General features: G+C 72.8%; 16 protein-coding genes. 4 read left to right on the forward strand and 12 right to left on the reverse strand.

Features of this window, described 5'->3' with window-relative positions; translation table 11 throughout:
* Positions 1-46 precede the first annotated feature (46 nt).
* Positions 47-2,401, forward strand: a complete 2,355-nt coding sequence (gene treY / locus OG841_RS11075; protein ID WP_328641569.1) for a malto-oligosyltrehalose synthase — start codon at positions 47-49, stop codon at positions 2,399-2,401.
* Between the two features lie 196 nt (positions 2,402-2,597).
* The gene (locus OG841_RS11080; protein ID WP_365115389.1) at positions 2,598-3,848 is read left to right on the forward strand and encodes a M14 family zinc carboxypeptidase; all 1,251 of its coding nucleotides are present in this window, start codon (positions 2,598-2,600) and stop codon (positions 3,846-3,848) included.
* 49 nt (positions 3,849-3,897) lie between these two features.
* Here the strand turns inward: OG841_RS11080 and OG841_RS11085 are convergent, their stop codons facing one another.
* The 3 genes from OG841_RS11085 to OG841_RS11095 all read right to left on the reverse strand — a co-directional run bounded on the left by OG841_RS11085 (position 3,898) and on the right by OG841_RS11095 (position 6,371).
* Positions 3,898-4,320: an SSI family serine proteinase inhibitor gene (locus OG841_RS11085; protein ID WP_328641567.1), complete on the reverse strand. Its 423-nt coding sequence runs from the start codon at positions 4,318-4,320 to the stop codon at positions 3,898-3,900.
* Positions 4,317-5,681, reverse strand: coding sequence for a M14 family zinc carboxypeptidase (locus OG841_RS11090; protein ID WP_328641566.1), 1,365 nt, complete (start codon positions 5,679-5,681; stop codon positions 4,317-4,319). The genes OG841_RS11085 and OG841_RS11090 overlap by 4 nt, the downstream gene beginning before the upstream one ends.
* 138 nt (positions 5,682-5,819) lie before the next feature.
* Positions 5,820-6,371, reverse strand: a complete 552-nt coding sequence (locus OG841_RS11095) for a DUF1707 and FHA domain-containing protein (RefSeq protein ID WP_069763642.1) — start codon at positions 6,369-6,371, stop codon at positions 5,820-5,822.
* 173 nt (positions 6,372-6,544) lie between these two features.
* On the opposite strand from OG841_RS11095, the gene treZ reads away from it, so the two are divergent.
* Positions 6,545-8,290, forward strand: a complete 1,746-nt coding sequence (treZ, locus tag OG841_RS11100) for a malto-oligosyltrehalose trehalohydrolase (protein WP_371564682.1) — start codon at positions 6,545-6,547, stop codon at positions 8,288-8,290.
* Positions 8,291-8,292: 2 nt separating this feature from the next.
* On the opposite strand, the gene OG841_RS11105 is transcribed toward treZ, so the two are convergent.
* The 4 genes from OG841_RS11105 to OG841_RS11120 form a co-directional block, all read right to left on the reverse strand.
* Positions 8,293-8,847, reverse strand: coding sequence for a hypothetical protein (locus tag OG841_RS11105; protein WP_328641564.1), 555 nt, complete (start codon positions 8,845-8,847; stop codon positions 8,293-8,295).
* Positions 8,848-8,928: 81 nt separating this feature from the next.
* Positions 8,929-9,885: an aminoglycoside phosphotransferase family protein gene (locus OG841_RS11110; RefSeq protein WP_371564684.1), complete on the reverse strand. Its 957-nt coding sequence runs from the start codon at positions 9,883-9,885 to the stop codon at positions 8,929-8,931.
* Positions 9,886-9,931: 46 nt separating this feature from the next.
* Entirely contained in the window at positions 9,932-11,056 is a 1,125-nt protein-coding gene (locus OG841_RS11115) for an aminopeptidase P family protein (RefSeq protein WP_328641562.1), read from the reverse strand.
* 114 nt (positions 11,057-11,170) lie between these two features.
* Positions 11,171-11,794, reverse strand: coding sequence for a LysE family translocator (locus OG841_RS11120; RefSeq protein ID WP_328641561.1), 624 nt, complete (start codon positions 11,792-11,794; stop codon positions 11,171-11,173).
* A gap of 138 nt (positions 11,795-11,932) precedes the next feature.
* On the opposite strand from OG841_RS11120, the gene OG841_RS11125 reads away from it, so the two are divergent.
* Positions 11,933-12,688 carry a metallophosphoesterase gene (locus OG841_RS11125; RefSeq protein ID WP_328641560.1) on the forward strand — a complete coding sequence of 252 codons (756 nt, stop codon included), beginning with the start codon at positions 11,933-11,935 and terminating at the stop codon, positions 12,686-12,688.
* Positions 12,689-12,739: 51 nt separating this feature from the next.
* Here OG841_RS11125 and OG841_RS11130 read toward each other — a convergent pair whose 3' ends face one another.
* The 5 genes from OG841_RS11130 to OG841_RS11150 form a co-directional block, all read right to left on the reverse strand.
* Positions 12,740-13,378, reverse strand: a complete 639-nt coding sequence (locus OG841_RS11130; RefSeq protein ID WP_328641559.1) for a PDZ domain-containing protein — start codon at positions 13,376-13,378, stop codon at positions 12,740-12,742.
* A gap of 121 nt (positions 13,379-13,499) precedes the next feature.
* Positions 13,500-15,659, reverse strand: a complete 2,160-nt coding sequence (gene cyc2, locus OG841_RS11135) for a germacradienol/geosmin synthase Cyc2 (RefSeq protein WP_371564687.1) — start codon at positions 15,657-15,659, stop codon at positions 13,500-13,502.
* A 138-nt stretch (positions 15,660-15,797) separates the two neighbouring features.
* The gene (locus OG841_RS11140) at positions 15,798-16,556 is read right to left on the reverse strand and encodes an ABC transporter ATP-binding protein (RefSeq protein WP_365115748.1); all 759 of its coding nucleotides are present in this window, start codon (positions 16,554-16,556) and stop codon (positions 15,798-15,800) included.
* Positions 16,557-16,594: 38 nt separating this feature from the next.
* Entirely contained in the window at positions 16,595-17,344 is a 750-nt protein-coding gene (locus OG841_RS11145; RefSeq protein WP_365115750.1) for an ABC transporter permease, read from the reverse strand.
* Positions 17,345-17,439: 95 nt separating this feature from the next.
* A complete protein-coding gene (locus OG841_RS11150) occupies positions 17,440-18,243 on the reverse strand; it encodes an ABC transporter permease (RefSeq protein ID WP_328641557.1) in 804 nt (267 codons plus the stop codon).
* Positions 18,244-18,280: the final 37 nt, after the last annotated feature.

Below are 18,280 nucleotides of genomic sequence, written 5' to 3' on the forward strand. Positions count from 1 at the left end.
AGGACGCGATGACACGAAAGGCGGCAGGGCGGGTACGTAGGTCTGCATGACATCTGAGCGACCCGACCCGTCGGTGCCGACGGCCACGTACCGGCTGCAGCTGCAGCCCGAGTTCCCGTTCGCGGCCGCGGCGGCGGCCGTGCCGTACCTGGCCTCGCTCGGCGTCTCGCACCTGCACCTGTCCCCCGTGCTGGAGTCCGTCCCCGGTTCGACGCACGGCTATGACGTCGTGGACCACGCGCGTGTGCGTGAGGAACTGGGCGGCGAGGACGGACTGCGGACGCTGTCGCGCATCGCGCGGGAACACGGCCTTGGTCTGGTGATGGACATCGTGCCGAACCACATGGCGATGGCCCCGCGCCACAACCGTGCCCTGTGGGAGGTGCTGCGGGAGGGCCCGAAATCGTCGTACGCGCGATGGTTCGACATCGACTGGGAGGCACAGGGCGGTCAGCTGCTGCTGCCGGTGCTGGGACATCCGGTCGGCGCGGAGCTCGGCAACCTCAGGGTGGACGGCGGGGTGCTGCGCTACTACGACCACGAGTTCCCGCTCCGCGAAGGCACCGAGGAGCTTCCGCTGCCCCAGCTCCTGGACGCGCAGTGGTACCGGCCGGTCTGGTGGCGGCTGGCCCGTACGGAGCTCAACTACCGGCGTTTCTTCAGCATCTCGGAGCTGATCGGGGTGCGGGTCGAGGATCCGGAGGTTTTCGAGGCGACCCACGCCAAGATCCTCCAGCTGCTGCACGAGGGAGTGGTCGACGGGCTGCGGGTCGACCACCCCGACGGCCTCGCCGACCCCGACACCTACCTCCAGCGGCTGCACGAGGCGACCGGCGGGCGCTGGACGGTCGTGGAGAAGATCCTGGCGGACGGGGAGCGGCTGCCGGCCAACTGGCCGATGGCGGGGACCACGGGCTACGACGCCCTGCGGCACATCGACGGGCTGTTCACGGACCCGGCGGGGTTCGGGGAACTCCTCGGCCAGTACCGGCGGTTCGCGGCCCCGCAGACCGACCGCGGCGGCGACTGGGCCGCGACGGCACGGCGGGCCGCGTACAAGGTGATCACGCACGAGCTGGCCACCGAGACAGACCGGCTGACGCGGGTGGCGACACGCGTGTGTGCCGCGTCCCCGGAACCCGAGCTGCGCGACCGCGCGCCCTGGGCGCTGCGCACCGCGCTCCAGGAACTCCTGGTGCGGATGGAGGTCTACCGGCCCTACGGCTCGTCGGACGCCGCCGCCGTCGTCACCGAGGAGGCCGCGGCCGAGGCCCGGCTGGCCTTCGTGATCCCCGAGGAGGCGGGCGCCGTCGACGTCGTACGTGATCTGGTGCTGGGGCGGGCCGGTGCCGGGCCGGACCATGTGGAGTTCCGGACACGGTTCGCGCAGACGGCGTCGGCGCTGCGGGCCAAGTCCGTGGAGGACACGGCGTTCTACCGGTACGTGCCGCTGCTGTCGGCGACCGAGGTGGGCGGGAATCCCGGGAGTCCGGCGGTCTCTCCCCGGGAGTTCCACGATTACTGCACGCGCGTGCAGCGCGACTGGCCCCTGACGGGGACGGTGGTGTCGACGCACGACACCAAACGCAGTGCCGACGTGCGTGCTGCCCTGGCCGTGCTCACCGAGTGCCCCGAGTGGTGGGCGGACACGCTGGCCGAGGTGACCCGCACCGGCGACGGTGTGCCGGACGCACAGCTGGCGTGGGCGGCCTGGCAGACGGTGTTCGGGCTCGGCACCGCGGCCCCGGAGCGGGTCGGGGAGGCGCTGTTGAAGCATGTGCGCGAGGCGGGGCTGTACACGAGCTGGACGGAGCAGGAGCCGGCGTACGAGGAGGCGGTGGCGGCGTTCGTCGCGGCCGGGCCGTGCGGGCCGCAGGGTGAGCAGGTGGCCGGGCTGCGGAGCCGGCTGGAGCAGCACATCCGGGCGAACGCGCTGGGCACGGCCCTGGTGCAGCTGACGATGCCCGGGGTGCCCGACGTGTACCAGGGGACGGAGGGCATGTACCTGGCGCTGGTGGACCCGGACAACCGGCGGCCCGTGCGGTTCCCGCCGGAGGACTCCGGCGACAAGGGCGCGCTCACGGCTGCGGCGCTGCGGCTGCGCCGACGCCGGCCGGATGTCTTCGGTGACGCGGCGACGTACGCGCCGCTGGTCGCGGAGGGGCCCTCGGCGGCGCACTGCGTGGCGTTCGCGCGCTCCGGGGAGGTGGTCACCGCGGTGACCCGGCTGTCGCTGCGGCTGGCGGAGGCGGGCGGCTGGCGGGAGACAGTGCTGCCGCTGCCGCCCGGCGTGTGGCGCGATGTTCTGGTACCGGAGCGTGAGTTCTCCGGGCACGTGCGCGTGGAGGAGCTCCTGGGCGACTCGCCGGTGGCACTGCTGGAGCGGGTCGCCACGGATTGACCAGGTCCGGGTGAGTGCGGGCGGTCCTCCATTACTGCGGGCCGGGGGGCGCGGGCAACCCCGTGGGCACCTACGGCTCTACCGGCCGGCGGTAAATGCATCCGGGCGCCCCCTGGAGGCTCCCCCGTGGCGCGCTTGACAGCTCAACCAGACCGTGGGGTACTGCGAATGGCGAGGCCGGTCGGACGTGTCGGGGGTGAGTCTCCTGCCGGAGCTGCGCTACCCCACGGTGACCGAACTGGTTTTGTCCGCGCGGGCGTTGGCCGCACAGCGCCCCGACGTCTGCCGGCTGAGGCAGGTGGGTGTCTCGCGAGCGGGCAGGCCCCTGCATGTGCTGTCGATCGGCCATGCCCGGCGGGCCGTCCTGGTGGTCGCGGGCGCCCACTCCAACGAGCCTACCGGCGGCCCCGCGGCCCTGTCGGTGGCCGCCCGGGTACTGGCCGAGCGGGAGTTGAGATCGGGCACGTCCTGGCACTTCCTGCTGTGCGCCGATCCGGACGGGGCGAGTCTCCATGTCACCCCGGCTCCGCGCAGCCTCTTCGACTACCACCTCGGCTTCTTCCGGCCGGCCGGAGAGGAGCAGCCGGAGTGGGCCCCCGCGATGCTGCCGCCCGACCGGCTGCCGCCCGAGACCCGCATCCTGACCGGGCTGATCGACGAACTGCGCCCCTACCTCCAGGTGACCCTGCACGGCACCGACCTGGGCGGCAGCTGGGTGCAGCTGACGAAGGACGTGCCGGGCCTCGCCGAGCCGTTCTCGAAGTCCGCGGCGGAGTTGCACATCCCGGTGGAGACCGGTGCCTCGGACGCGGCGGGCTGGCCTGCGTCCGGGCCCGGGGTGCATGTGATGCCGGCGCCGGGCGCGGGGGCGGCGTACCCGAGCATGCCGGACGACGCACGGCGCAGCACCTGGTACCACGCGCACCGCTACGGCGGTCTTACCGCGGTGGTTGAGGTGCCGATGTGGGCGAGCGACCTGGTGGACGATCCGGCACCGCATCCGGCGCCGGCGGCGGCGATGGGACGGCTGGCGGGCCGGCTGCTGCGCCAGTCGCGGGCGGTGGACCGGGTGCTGGCGGATGCGCTGCCCCGTCTGGAGGGCGCCGACGGGCCGCTGCTGCGGGCCGCCACCTGGAGCCTGGGGCTGGTTCCGGGACTGGCCGCGGACTGGATCCACACCCGGCCCGCCGACGACACGAGGGCGTACATCGGCAGTGTGGACGCGTTCTCCCGCCGGCTGCCGCTGCGGGCGGCGGCCATGCTGCTGCGGGTCCTGCGGGAGGCGGACGACCGCGCGGCACCGCGTCTCGAACGGCTCGTCGAGGCCTGGAGCGACGCCTTCGCGGACCGTTTCCGGGCCCGCTGGGTGCCGTTGGAGCACCAGGTGGAGCACCAGGCCCGCACGGTCGTGGCGGTGGCGCTGCACGCGCGCGTACCGGCGGACTGAGCCGACGTCGCTCCACGCGGGTGTGCGTCACCGCGCCACGCGTCGCGCCTCAGCTCTCCAGTGCGAAGACCGCCCCGGTCCGCGCTCGCATCACACATGCGTTCGGGAAGGTCTGCCGGTACTCGACCGGTCGGCCGTTCCACTCTCCGTCGGCCTGTGCGGTGACCGGTGCGTAGAGCATCGTGCAGAAGACGTCCGCGGGCGGAAGTGCGCCGATGTCGCCGCCGACGGCGGCGAGCTGGGCGCAGGCCTCCGCTGCCCGGCCGTGGCCCTCGGGCGGGTCGCACAGCAGGAGGGTGCCGCGGGTGTCGCCGGAGCGGCCGTCGCCCTTGGTCACCGTGAGGAAGAGGTGGTCTTCCGTAGAGGGCCCGGTCGGCACGGGCGCCGCCGCGGCGAGGAGCAGGACGGCCGCCACCGCCAGACCCGCGCGTGCCGCTCGCCGTACCGCCGTCGCTGTGATCGTGTAGGTCATTCCCGATGCATCGGCACGGCGGCCTCGGAACCCCACCCCGGCTCACCCGAACGGGAGCATGCGGGCGCTTGCCACGCGGCGAGTTCGAAGGCGGCGAGCACCACCCGCGACTGGTACTCGATCTGGCGCGGGACCGGGATCCAGCGCGCCCCGCAGCCGTCGCGGTAGTCGGCGCACCAGAGGTCGATGAGCCGGTCCAGTTCCGGCAGGGCGCCGACCGGGTCGGCGCCCGCGCGGGTCACGAGCTGGTGCAGGAGCCCGGCCGTGCGCAGGGCCAGGCGCCGTCCGGCGATGCGCAGCGCGGCCAGGTGGCCGGCGCTCAGCGGAGGCAGCGGGCGGCCGCCGTCGGCGACGTCGGGGTCCCAGGCGTCGGCGAGTCCGGGGCCGACCAGTAAATAGTCCTCGACCGGGGCGAGCAGACGGGCCGCGTCCGGGGCGTCCGACACCTGCGGGCGGATCCGCGCCAGGACGTCCTCCAGGAGCCGCCCGTCGCGGCGCAGCGTGTGGCTGACGGTGCGCAGTACGGCGGCCGCGTCGGCGGGTGCACTGCCGTCCTCGACGGCGGCCACGCCCCACATGGGCGCCTCGACGACGGCGGTCACGGTGCCGTGCCGGTGCGGGTGGTACCAGGTCGACTCGACGGCGGCCTCGGTGATGGCGGCGGCCAGGTCGCCGCGGCGGGGCGGCGGGATCCGGTAGACGGCGGGGCCGAGGCACGGCCAGTACAGGGTGTCGTACGGGCCGAACTCGCGGGGGATGCGCAGCCGGGCCGCCGTGTGGGCGACGCGCCGGGCGAGGCCGGGCAGGTCGCGCGTGAGTTCGACGAAGCCGCCGCCGACGTCGACGCCGTGCAGGGAGCACTGGAGGAAGGGCCGCAGTTCGTCCTGGAGGGCGAGCAGGGTGCGGGTCTCGGGAAGCGCGGCGGCCTCCGCGCCGTCGGGCAGCCATTCCGGCTGTTCGCCGAAGCCGGGCCGGAAGAAGTTCCGGAAGTAGCGGTCGAGGGAGTACGGGCCGCGCAGCCAGCCCTCGTTGCGGCGCAGGCCGTCGGGGTCGAGGCAGAGCAGGAGATTCCAGGTGGCGTCGGCCTCGACGGTGAGCCGAGGGTCGGCCAGGGCCTGCTCGGCCAGCCTGAGGACGGTCCCGCCGCCCACGGGCTCGTTGGCGTGCGGACCGGCGACGACGAGGGCCTGGCGGCTGCCGTGGCCGACGGAGAGCAGCCACAGGGGGTTGCCCGCGCGGGAGGTGCCGGCGCGGCGCAGCCGGGCGTCCGCGGGATGGCGGGCGACGAGCGCTGCGGCCCGTGCGCCGAGCTCGTCGACGGTCGGGTAGCGGAGGAGGGGCGGCAGGGCACACCTCCACAATGTGGTGCCGTCGGTTCACCTGGTGTGCATGGTGTACGCACAGTCAGTCACGACTTCAGGGGTACGTCAACACCGCGCGACGCCTGGGGTTTTGGGCCGCGACGGCACGTAAATCCCAGGCCAGAGGTGAGGTTGTGCTCAGTTGACCGCGAGCCGGAAGGCCATCCGGCCGAACCCCACCTGGTCGCCCTCACGGACGACGGCGGCGCCGATGACCCGTCGGCCGTTGACCGTGGTGCCGTTGGTGGAACCCAGATCCCGCAGGACCCACATGCCGCCCTGCCGGCTGAGTTCGGCATGGACCCGGGAGACCGTCTCGTGGGTCAGCCGCAGGCCGTTCGCCGGATCGCGGCCTATGCGCAGTGCGTGGCCGCTGCCGGGGTGCGGCAGCAGCAGCTTGGGCAGGCGCTCGGCCTGCCACGCCCTGCGCAGCCGTACGGTGAAGCCGGAGACGGCCTCGACGGTGCCGAACACCAGTCGGGAGACGCGGCTCTCCTGGGGCAGGTCCGCGGTGAGCGCGGCGAGTTCGTCGGACCGGCGCGCGATGAGGGCCAGTTCCATGCGGCGCACGAACGTGTCGTGCGACAGACGGCCCATGGCGACGCCGTCACGGAGCACCTTCAGCACCTTGTCGCGCTCCGCGTCGGACAGCCGCGCGGGGTACGTGTTGAACTCGAAGGACGACGTCACGTTGGTGATTGTCGGGCAGTGAACCCCGGGTGTCCAGAAAACGAGACAACGCCCGCCGCACGCGCGTACCTGACGACACCTGTCACAAAGGGGAAGATTCAAAGGCGGATTGATCTCGTTTGACGGCACCATGGACGGGCTACATCACGATGAGCAGACGAAGGGGACCGTCCGTGCAGTTCGAGGTGTGGGCACCGCAGGCCGGCCGTATGACGCTCCATTGCGACGGCGCCACGCGCGCGATGGAGCGTGATCCGGAACGCCCGGGATGGTGGCGGGGCGAAGCGGAGGCCACAGACGGCACTCGCTACGGCTTCGCGCTGGACGACGGCCCCGTCCTTCCCGATCCGCGCTCGCGCCGTCAGCCGGACGGCCCGGACGGGCTCAGCGCGGTCGTCGAGCACGAGCGGTACACCTGGCGTACGCGGTGGGCGGGCCGTCCGCTGCCGGGCGCGGTCCTCTACGAGCTGCACGTGGGCACCTACACACCCGAGGGCACCCTGGACGCGGCCGCGGCCCGTCTCGACCACCTCGTCGAACTCGGCGTCACCCACGTCGAGTTGATGCCACTGTGCCCCTTCCCGGGGCGACACGGCTGGGGCTACGAGGGCGTCTCCCTGTGGGCCGTGCACGAGCCCTACGGCGGCCCCGAGGCCCTGAAGCGTTTCGTCGACCGGGCGCATGAGCTGGGCCTGGGCGTCGTCCTGGACGTGGTGCACAACCATCTGGGCCCCTCGGGCAACTATCTGCCCGTCTTCGGACCGTACTTCACGGACACGCACCACACGCCCTGGGGTTCCGCCGTCAATCTGGACGCGCCCGGATCCGACGAGGTGCGCACGTATCTGCTGGGCAGCGCGCTCTCCTGGCTGCGGGACTACCGGATCGACGGACTGCGCCTGGACGCCGTGCACGCGCTCGCCGACACGCGCGCGTGCCACTTCCTGGAGGAGCTGTCGACGGCTGTCGACGCCCTCGCCGCCGAGCTGGGGCGGCCGCTGTCCCTGATCGCCGAGTCGGACCTGAACGACCCGCGGCTCATCACGGCCCGCGCGGAGGGCGGTCTCGGGCTGCACGCGCAGTGGAACGACGACTTCCACCATGCCCTGCACACCGCGCTGACCGGTGAGTCCCAGGGCTACTACGCCGACTTCGGCCGCGCACCCCTGGCCGCGCTCGCCAAGACCCTCACCGGCGGCTACTTCCACGACGGCACCTACTCCAGCTTCCGGGGCCGCAGCCACGGGCGCCCGCTGGACCGTACGCGCACGGCGGCGCACCGGCTGCTCGGCTACTCCCAGACCCACGACCAGGTCGGCAACCGCGCCGTGGGCGACCGGCTGGCGGCGTCGCTCTCCGCCGGCCTGGTGGCCTGTGCTGCGGCGCTCACCCTGACCGCGCCCTTCACGCCCATGCTGTTCATGGGCGAGGAGTGGGCGGCGGGCACACCCTGGCAGTTCTTCACCGACCACACCGATCCCGAGCTCGCCGAGGCCGTACGGCGGGGCAGGCGGCGGGAGTTCGCGGAGCACGGCTGGGCCGAGGAGGACGTGCCCGACCCGCAGGACCCGGCGACCCGGGACCGCTCCTGCCTCGACTGGTCCGAGCCCGAACGCGAGCCTCACGCGCGCGTACTCGCCTGGTACCGCCGGCTCCTCGCGCTGCGGCACGAACAGCCGGACCTCACCGACCCCGACCTCGCCGACACCAAGGTCGCCTACGACGCGGATCAGCGCTGGCTCGCCTTCCGGCGCGGGGACGTCCGGGTGGCCGTGAACCTCGCGAAGTCGCCTGCGGCGATCCCCCTGGGCCCCCGAGAGGCCGCCGTCCTCGCGGCCTGGGAGCCTGTGGAGGCACCGGGCGCGGACGGGGTGCTGCATGTACCCGGGGAGTCGTGCGTGGTGTTGCTTCAGGCCTGACCTCACGCAGCCTCCTTCGCCGCCCCGGCTCGCGCGAGGGCGGACACGGGAGCCGGTTCCTGGTGACGGGCGCGTGTGCGCAGGCCGCGGACGACGATCACGCCGAGTCGGAAGACGACCTCCCCGAAGGCCATGAGGACCAGGGCAGCCACCCACGCCTGCCCACCGGTGATGTCGTGATCGGCGGAGAAGCGGGCGACGGACGCCCCACCGGAGGCGTGGGAGGACCAGACCGCGAAGCCGAGGCGGAAGCCCATGCTGACCACCCACAGGGCCGCCGCGCCCAAGGTTGCCTTGATCCGTATGTGCCCGTCCGCGTACCGGACCCGGGTGATCGAGCCTCCTGCCAGCCCGAAGACGACGCCGGTGCCGGCGAACGCGGCGATCAGCACGAGGTCGTTGCCCGCGGTGGGGATGTCGTGCAGGTAGGCGGTCCCCGCCCAGGTGATCAGTGCGAGCGGCAGCAGCACGGTGCGGAGCGTCAGCCTCTCCTCGCGCAGCTGCCGGAAGACCACGAGGAGAAGCGCCACGTCGATGAGCCAGTCGGAGATCGTCATGCCTCGACTATCCGGCTCCGGCACGGTCTCGCGCCTCGACCCAGGGGTGGAAGGAGGGTGGAAAAGACCAGGTGGAGACGCCTACAACTCCGCGTCGTCCGGCTCCTCGTCCCGCAGTTCCGTGACGCGTTCCAGCAGGATCGCCTCCCAGGCGCGCAGCAGCCGGGTCCGCAGGAGCGGCAGGAGGGCGGCATCGCGGCCCTCCACCCCCGCGGCGAGGCGGATCACGGTGTCGCAGCGGGCGAGCCAGAGGCCGCGCAGGCAGGGCCGGGCGCCGTAGCCGGCAAGGGTGGCGGCGCGCACGGCGGCGGGCGAGCCGACGGCGAGGGCGAGGCCCGCGATGTCCTCGGCGGGGTCGCCGACCACCGTGGCGGTCCAGTCGAGGACGCCGCGCACCCGGCCGTCGGCGCTGATCACGAGGTGTTCGCCGGTCAGGGCGTGGTGCACGAGGACCGCGCTGCCGGGCTGCGCGGCGAGCTGGACCGCGGCCGGGGAGGTCAGCTGCTGGAGCCGGACCGGATCGAACTCGTCGGCCGCGCGCAGGAGTTCGGCGGCCCGGCCGGCCTCCCGGCGCAGTGCCTCCAGGGAGCGCGGGGCGACGCGTGGGACGCCGAGCGCCTCGGCCTGCCGTACCGGCACCTCGCGCAGCCCGGTGAGCAGCCCGGCGAGGTCGGCCTCGCCGACGGCGGAGACGTCGTGCTCCTCGGCCGAACCGCCGGGCACCTTGGTGTCGAGCGTGTAGGCCAGACCGGGCGCCCAGTCGCCCTGCGCCACGCTGGTCGGCACCGTGACCGGGACGTGCGGGCGGACCAGGTCGCGCAGCCGCAGTTCGCGGCGTCTGCGGGTGGAGGCGGGTCGGTCGCCCGCGAGGCGCAGCACATGGCGGGTGCCGACCCACCAGGTGGAGTGCCCGCCGCCCTCGGCGACGGGCCGGACCTCGGGGCCGCCGGCCTCGCCCGCGTCGGGCGTGCTGTCCTTGAGCAGGGAACGGACCAGTCGGCGGACCGTGTCCGCGGTGGGTGTCGGTGCCTGGGTCATGGTCGCGCCGTAGTCGCTCGGGGGTGGAGGGGCTCCTGGGACTCTGTCAGTCCACTATGACCATCTCGCGGGTGGTGTCGTTGAGCCTGCGGCCGCCGTCCTCGGTGACCGTGACGATGTCCTCGATGCGTACCCCGAAGCGGCCCGGCACATAGACGCCGGGCTCCACGGAGAAGCACATGCCCGGGACGAGGGGTTGTTCCTCGCCCTCGATCATGTACGGGGGTTCGTGTGTGGTGACGCCGATGCCGTGCCCGGTGCGGTGGATGAAGTACTCGCCGTACCCGGCGTCGGCGATGACCGCGCGGGCGGCCCGGTCGACCTCCTGGCAGGGCACGCCGGGCCGTACCGCACGGAAGCCCGCCTCCTGCGCCGCGCGCACGAGATCGTGCACCCGGCGCTCCTCGTCGGTGGGTTCGCCGACGTGGACCGTACGGGAGGTGTCGGAGCCGTAGCCGTCCTTGAGGCCGCCGAAGTCGAGGACGACCATGTCGCCGCGTTCGATGACCCGGTCGCCGACCTCGTGGTGCGGGTTGGCGCCGTTCGGGCCGGAGGCGACGATGGTGAAGTCGACCTGGGAGTGGCCGAACCGGCGCAGCAGTCCGGCGAGGTCGGCGGCCACCTCGGACTCCCTGCGGCCACCGAAGGCAACCTTCCGGATCTCCTCGAACGTCGCGTCGGCGGCCGCTCCCGCGGCCGCCAGCAGCTCCAGCTCCGCCGTGTCCTTGACGGCCCGCAGCATCGGCAGGGCGTCGGTGAGGGAGGCGTACGACGTGCCGGGCAGCGCCTTCTGCAGGCCCAGCAGGTGCATGGCCCAGGCGTTGTCGCTGATGCCGAACCGCCCGCCGGCGTCCAGGAGGGCGGCGGTGGCGGCGTAGGGGTCCTTGCCGTCGGTCCAGTCCCGCAGGGTCAGGGCACTCGCGCCGGCCGCCTTGGCGGCGTCCGGGGCCTCCAGGGTGGGCACGACGAGGACGGGGTCCTGGCCGGGGGCGAGGACCAGCAGGGTGAGCCGTTCGGTGACGGCGGTGGGTGCGTAGCCGGTGAGCCACACCAGGTCCGGACCGGGGGCCACGAGGAGACCGGCGAGCCCGGCCTCGGCGGCCGACCGTGCCGCGCGCTCCATGCGCGCCCTGTAGTCGTCGGCGGCGAAGGGCGCTGCGGTGCCGGTCATCGGGGCCTCCCTGGGCGGGTGAGGGTCTCAGGGCAGCATCCTGCCCGGACGGCGAGGGGCGCGCGAGCCGGTCGACATTTCTTTCGGGTCGACCGGACCTGAGTCCGGCCCGCGTCAGCTCTCCAGGGCCATGCGGACGCCGAGGAGCAGCAGTACGCCTCCGGAGACCTGCTCCAGCCGCCGGCGCACGCCCGCGCGGGACAGCACGGCCCGCAACCGGCCGACGCACCACACGTAGAGGCCGTAGTAGCCGACCTCGTAGACCGCCCAGAGCGCGGCGAGCCCGACCATGGTGAGCAGGTGCGGGGCGCCTTCGGGGACGAACTGCGGCAGGAAGGACAGGGCGAAGACGGCCGCCTTGGGGTTGGCGAGGTTGAGCAGCAGCCCCGCGCGGTAGGCGGCCCAGCCGGTCCTGCCCGTGCTCTCCCAGCCGCTGTCGGCCACGGCCCCCTTGGTGCGGCGCGCCTGCCGCAGTGCCTGGATGCCGAAGGCGACGAGCACGACGGCGCCGCCGATGCGCATCACGTCGTAGGCGATCTCGGAGGCGGTCAGCAGCGCGGTCAGGCCCAGCGCGGCGACGACGCCCCAGATGAACACCCCGGTCTCGTTGCCGAGCACGGTCAGGAAGCCGGAGCGTCTGCTGTGCAGCGACTGCTTGATGATCAGCACAGTGCTCGGCCCGGGTGACGCGGCGATGAGGGTGCAGGCACCGAGGAAGGCGATGAGCGTGGTCGGCATGGGCTCATCGTGGCGCCGACTGCCGGATCCGGACCAGTGGTTTTCCCACCGGATGAACCGGATTAACGGGAGTGACTTGATCAGGCATTAATTCTAATGCTTGGATCAACTCAAGCCATTAGAAGAGGGGGTACGGTCGTGCTGGTACTCGCGCACATCAGCGATCTGCATCTCGACGGGAGCGCACGGTCGACCGAGCGCGCCGAGCGGGTGCGTGACCGGCTGTGGGGGTTGCCGGGGCACGTGGACGCTCTGCTGGTGACCGGTGACATCGCGGATCACGGTGCCGAGGCGGAGTACGAGGAGGCCGCGCGGATCCTGGGACTGCACGAGGGCGACCCGCCGTTCCCGGTGCTCACCTGCCCGGGCAACCACGACAGTCGCGCCCCGTACCGCAAGGCCATGCTGCGGCGGCCCGCGGGCGACGGGCCGGTGAACAGCGTGCAGGTGTTCGACGGGGGCGCGGTGCTGATGTGCGACTCCAGCATCCCGGGCAGCGACGAAGGGGCGCTGGACGAGGAGACGTACACCTGGATCGAGGCGACCCTCGACGAACTGGACGGGACCCTTCCGGCCCTGTTGGCCTTCCACCATCCTCCGGTGGCGCTGCACCACCCGCTCCCCGACTCCTACCGACTGAAAGAGCCCGGACGGCTGGCAGCGCTGCTGGAGCGGCGGCCCGAGATCGCCGGACTGGTCACCGGTCACGCGCACACGCCCGCGGCGACCGTGTTCGCCGGGCGGCCGCTGGTCGTCGGGCCCGGGGTGACCTGGACGCTGCGGCTGCCCTGGGAGGGCGAGCAGGTCGCGGACCGGGACGCGCCGGTCGGTCTGGCCTTCCATGTGCTGGACGACGACGGACGGCTCACCACGCACTTCCGGGTGGTCCCGTGAACCCGGGGCACGTGAGCACGGGCACGTGACGAGGGTCCACCTGACGAGGGTTCATGTGACGACGCCCGGTACGGCCGTCAACTGCTGGTAGCCGCCGCTGCGGTGGCGGACCGTCAGCGCGACCTCGCGGCCGGGACGGGCGGCGGCGACGGCTCGCGCGAGGTCGGCGGCCGTGTCGATCCGGGTACGGCCGACGCCGAGGAGTACGTCACCGCGGACCAGGCCCGCCGTGAAGCCTGGGCCCGGGACGTGGACGCCGACCACCAGCGCGCCCGCCTTCTCCGCGTCCACGGCCTCCAGCCCCAGGGTCGCGGTGACGGGGGCGGGCCGGCGGACCGGAGCCGATGCGGAGGAGTTCGCGGACTCCGAGACCGACGGGCCCGTCCGGGTGTGTTGCCCGTCCTGGCCCGGTGCGCCCCGGCCGGAGGCGGCCTGCCCCGGCACTCCAGGGCCACCCGCCTGCCGCTGCAGTTCGGCCAGTCTGCTCATGCCGATCACCGTGACGCCCACTGTGCCGAGGCCCACCCCCGTCAGCACCAGGACGGCAGCGACGAGCAGGCCGAACAGCAGGGTCGTGAGCCGGCGTCCGCGCCGGCGCGCGGCATGCGGCCGTCGGACGGGCTCGGACTTCCTGCCTCCGCCCGGTTTCTGACCGGGCATCGGCTTGGGGCGCAACGCAGTCTGTTCCATGGATCGCCTCCGGCTGGATCACCACCGGATGGTTCCTACCCGGCGCACCGGCACGCGACGAGCCACGAACGAGTGAGACTGACGGGGGGTCAGGAGCGGGAAGCGGCCCCGGAGCTCGCGGTCAGCCGACCAGGGGGAACACCGGCGGCCGGTCCGGGAGGAAGCCATGGGCGCGGCGGGCCAGGTGGTCCGCCTTGTAGCGGTCGACCGTGCGGTGCCAGTGCAGGATGCCCGCCATCCAGTGCTGGAGGTCGGCGACATAGCCCCGCATGACCTCCCGCGCTTCCTCCGAGAGACCGAAGTCGTCGTACACGACGGGCAGTTCGTGCGCGGCGACATGCTCGAACTGCTGCATGCGCTGGGTCATCAGGTCGTGGACGACGCGCAGTGCGGTCGGGTAGTCGATGCCGAAGAAGTTCTGCACGACGAGGATCGCGTTGTGGACCTCGCCCTCGTACTCGATCTCCTTCTGATAGGAGAAGACGTCGTTGACCAGGCACGCGTAGTCGACGGCGGCGTTCTCCAGGGAGCGCACCGGTCCGCTGCGGTAGACCTCCGGCGGGACGGCGGGACCGTGGCCCATCCGGCACAGGCTCATGGTGAGGTCGGAGCCGAAGGTGGCGCGCCGCATCTCCAGGTAGTCGACCGGGTCGGGGACGCGGTGCTGGATCTGGTTGGCCAGCTCCCAGACCCAGCTCTCGGTCATGACGTTCACGGCGTCCTTGAGGGTGCGCCGCTGGTCGGGGCGCATCTCGGCCGTGGTGCGGGCCCACAGGTCGATCAGACCGCGTTCCATGGCGTTGGCGGGGACCAGGACCTGCTCGCCGTCGAGGGGCATGCAGTCCGACAGCCGCTGTGTGGTCAGGCGGGCGGCGGCCAGGTCGCGGCGACCGCCGTAGACGAGCGGGTAGTAGTCGTCGCCGTAGGTTCCCCAGGCGAGCCAGTCCGAGCTGAGGTCGAGGGCCTCGGGACTCGCGTCCGGGTCGATGCCCGCCGCGCACAGGGGGAGGTCGGCCGCGGCGAGCTTGTCCTCGTCCCAGACGCCCTCCTGGAGCATGCCCATACGGTGCGTCCACTCGGCGAGGCGGGGGCGGGCGCCGGGCAGATGCGGGCTGTGCTCGACCTGGAACGGCATGTAGAAGTCGGGCAGCAGGGACGGACCGACCTTCTGGAAGGGCACATGCGTGTGGGCGCGCAGCCGCTCGGCGCCGGCCGCGGCGAGCAGGGCGCCGACGTCGGCGGCCGAGGTGCCGGGGCCGGTCAGGGTCTGCCAGGGGGAGGTGGTCTCGGCGCGTGCGTTCATGTAGCGGCTGGAGCGCATGTGCCATTCGTGGCCGCCGGACTGCCAGTCCTGGAGGCCTTGCGTGTAGGCGGCGACGGCGGTCAGCTCGCCCGGCGAGAGACCTTTCTCCAGGGCGATCGCGGGGACCTCGGTGAGCGCGGTGTGCTCGAACTGGTGGAGGCGGGAGGTCAGGACGTCGTTGACGGTGTCGGCGGCCTCCTGGGTGGTGCAGCCGAAGAAGGTCTCCAGGACGAGGACGCCGTTGCTGAGCTCGCCCTCGTCCTCGACCTCGCGCTGGTAGGAGAACAGGTCGTTGCGCAGGTGGACACCGTCGGAGAAGGTCTCCATCAGCACCCGCAGGGGTCGTGTTCCGGCGACGGACGGCGGTACCTCGGCCGTCGCGTACTCCACGAGACCGGCCGACCAGGGGGCGCCGCCCACCTTGCGGCGCATCTCGATGTACTCGACGGGGTTGGCGATCCGCCCCTCGTTGATGTTGGACAGCTCCCACAGCGACTCGTTGAGCAGGTGCTCGGTGGCGACGGCGAACCGGCGGCGCCAGTCGGCGGACATCGACGGCACGGTCCGCGTCCACAGGTCGGCGAGGCCGGCCTCGACCGGGTTCTGCGGCTCGGGCATCGGGGTCGACAGGTCCATCGGCATGAACAGCGGCAGCCGGTCGAGGTAGGCCTTGCCGCCGGCGCGGTCCTGGGTGCGCTTGAAGATCTCCAGGAAGTGGTCGTCGAAGAAGAACACCCACACGTACCAGTCGGTGATGAGGGAGAGGGCGGGACCGTCGCAGTCGGGGTGTGTGTAGGCGCAGAGCAGGCCGTAGTCATGCGCGTCGAGGTCGGACTGCTCCCAGATCCCGGACCCCTCCAGCATGCCCATGTCGCGCGCCCACACGGTCGAGTGGGCGCGGGCCTCGTCGACGTGCGGGTTCAGCCGCGCGGGGTACGGCATGTAGAAGTGCGGGAGTTCGAAGGGCTGCTGCGTCATGAGCCGGGCCCTACCCAGGGCGTTCCCGAGGCATCCGCCGGGGCACACATGATCACACCATCGCGTGAATCCGGACTGAACTCGGGAGTTCTCGGCGAGACTTGTGGCGTTGATCTCCACGCGCGCGCACTCACCCGTTCACTCCGTCTCCCCGCTGCGCACCGCCCGCCCCACCTCCGCCCGCAGCGCGACGAACTCGGGCAGTCCACGGGTGGCGATCTGGTCCCGCCGCCCGGGGAGCCGGACCGGCAGGTCCCGGACGATCCTCGATCCGGGGCCCGGGGAGAGGACGACGACGCGGTCGCCGACGTAGACGCTCTCGTCGATGTCGTGGGTGACGAACACGATGGTCGTGCCGTCGGTGCGGTGGACCTCCAGGAGCAGGTCCTCCAGGTCCTCCCGGGTCTGGGCGTCCAGGGAGCCGAAGGGTTCGTCCATGAGGAGCAGGGTGGGGCGCCGGACGAGGGCACGGGCGATGGCGACGCGCTGCTGCATTCCGCCGGAGAGCTGCCAGGGGTGGCGGCGGGCGGCGCCGGACAGACCGACGCGGTCGAGGATGCGGTCCGCCTCGGCACGGCGTTCGGCGCGGGCGAGGCCGCGGCGGCGCAGCGGCAGGGCGACGTTGTCGCGGACCGTGAGCCAGGGGAAGAGGGAGCGGCCGTAGTCCTGGAAGACGACGGCCAGGCTGTCGGGGACGCCGGTGACCGGTGCCCCGTCGATGGTGACCGTACCCTCGCGGGCGGGGAGCAGACCGGCGATGGTGCGCAGCAGGGTGGACTTGCCGCAGCCGGACGGGCCGACGACGCACAGGAGTTGGCCCGCGGGGACGGTGAGGGTGATGTCGTGCAGGACGCGGTGGTCGCCGTAGTGCTGGCCGACCGCGGTGAGCTGGAGCATGCGGTCGGTCCCCTGTTCCTGGGTGCGGGTCGCGTGGCTCATGGGGCCCTCCCCCTGCCGATCAGTCGTTTCTCGACGGCCAGCAGGCCGGTGTTGAGCAGATAGCCGAGGGCGCCGAGCAGGACGAGCGCCGCCCACACGGTGAGCAGGTCGGAGCGGGTCTGGGCTTCGGTGAGCGTGAAGCCGATGCCGTTCGCGGTGCCGGGCAGCAGTTCCGAGAACACCATGAGGATGAGGGAGAGCGAAAGGCTCAGGCGCAGTCCGGCGAAGATGCGGGGCAGGGCGGAGGGCAGGACGAGGAACCACAGGCGTTCGGCGGTGTTCAGGCGCAGGACCGCGGCGACGTCGAGGCGCAGCGGGTCGGTGTTGCGGACGCCGGCCGCGGTGTTGATCAGCACCGGCCAGACGGCGCTGAAGGCGATCGAGGCGATCTGCATCGGGGTGCCGAACGCGAAGACCACGACGAAGACGGGGACCAGGGCGGGCGGCGGGACGGCTCGGGCGAACTGAAGGACGGGGTTGGCCAGCGCGTACGCCCGCCGCGAGCGGCCGACCGCGACACCCAGCACGATCCCGGCGACGGCCGCCAGCGCGAATCCGGCGGCCATCCGGCCGAGGCTGGGCAGGATGTCGTCCACCGCGGCCGAACTGAGGAAGAGATGCCGAGCGGGCCCGTCGAACCACAGCTCGTGGACGTGGCGGGCGATGCGGTCCGGGGGCGGGAGGTAGACGCTGCCATGGGCACGGGCGGCCAACTCCCAGACGCCGACGGCCAGGACGAGGACCAGCCACCGGAGGACGGCAGGGTGGGGGGCGGCGCGGGAGCGGGGCGGAAGCGATGACGGCGCCGGGCTCCCCCGGGGTGCGGTGTCTGCTTCCCCGCTCACACCCGGGCCCCTCCCCCGGCGGCCTCCCGATGTTCCGGCGTCCAGGGAAACAGCCGTCGCTCGCCCCACACCAGCACCCCGTTGATCACCAGCCCCAGGGTCCCCGCCCACACCACACCCGCCAGGACGTCCCTCGTGCCGTCCGTGGCCAGGCCTGCCTGGGCGATGAAGATGCCGAGGCCTTCGCCGAAGCCGGAGAGGATCTCCGTGGCGACGGCGAGGATGAGGGCGACGGCGGCGGAGATGCGGATGCCGGCGGCGATGAAGGGGGCCGTGGCGGGGAGTTCGGCGCGCAGCAGGACCGCGAGGCGGCCGAAGCCGAAAGCGCGCAGGGTGTCCTTGGCGAGGGGGTCGGTCTCGCCCAGGCCGTAGACGGTGTTGAAGAGGATCGGCCACACCGAGGCGTAGGTGATCAGCGCGACCTCGGTCTCGGTTCCGGAGCCGAGGAGCAGGGAGACCAGGGGGATCAGGGCGACGGACGGCAGGGGCCGCAGCAACTCCACGATCGCCCGGGTGGCGGTGTCGACGAGCGGCACGCTGCCCAGCAGCAGGCCGAGGGGTACGGCGATCGCGCAGGCGAGGCCGAGGCCCAGCGCCCAGGCCCACAGGGTCACTCCGATCCCGTCGAGGAACACCCGGTCCCCCGCCAACTCCAGGGCACGGGCGAGGACTTCGGTGGCGGGCGGCAGATAGCTGCGGCGGACGAGGCCGGCCCGGCTCACCGCCTCGCACACCCCGAACGCGAGCAGCACACCGAGGAGCCCGAGCCACAGCTCCTGACGCCTCCTCAGCCGGCGCACGGACACCGCCCCTTCATGCCCCGCGCCGACGGCGCCT

Origin of the sequence: Streptomyces canus, assembly GCF_041435015.1 — a bacterium.
GTDB lineage: Bacteria > Actinomycetota > Actinomycetes > Streptomycetales > Streptomycetaceae > Streptomyces > Streptomyces canus_G.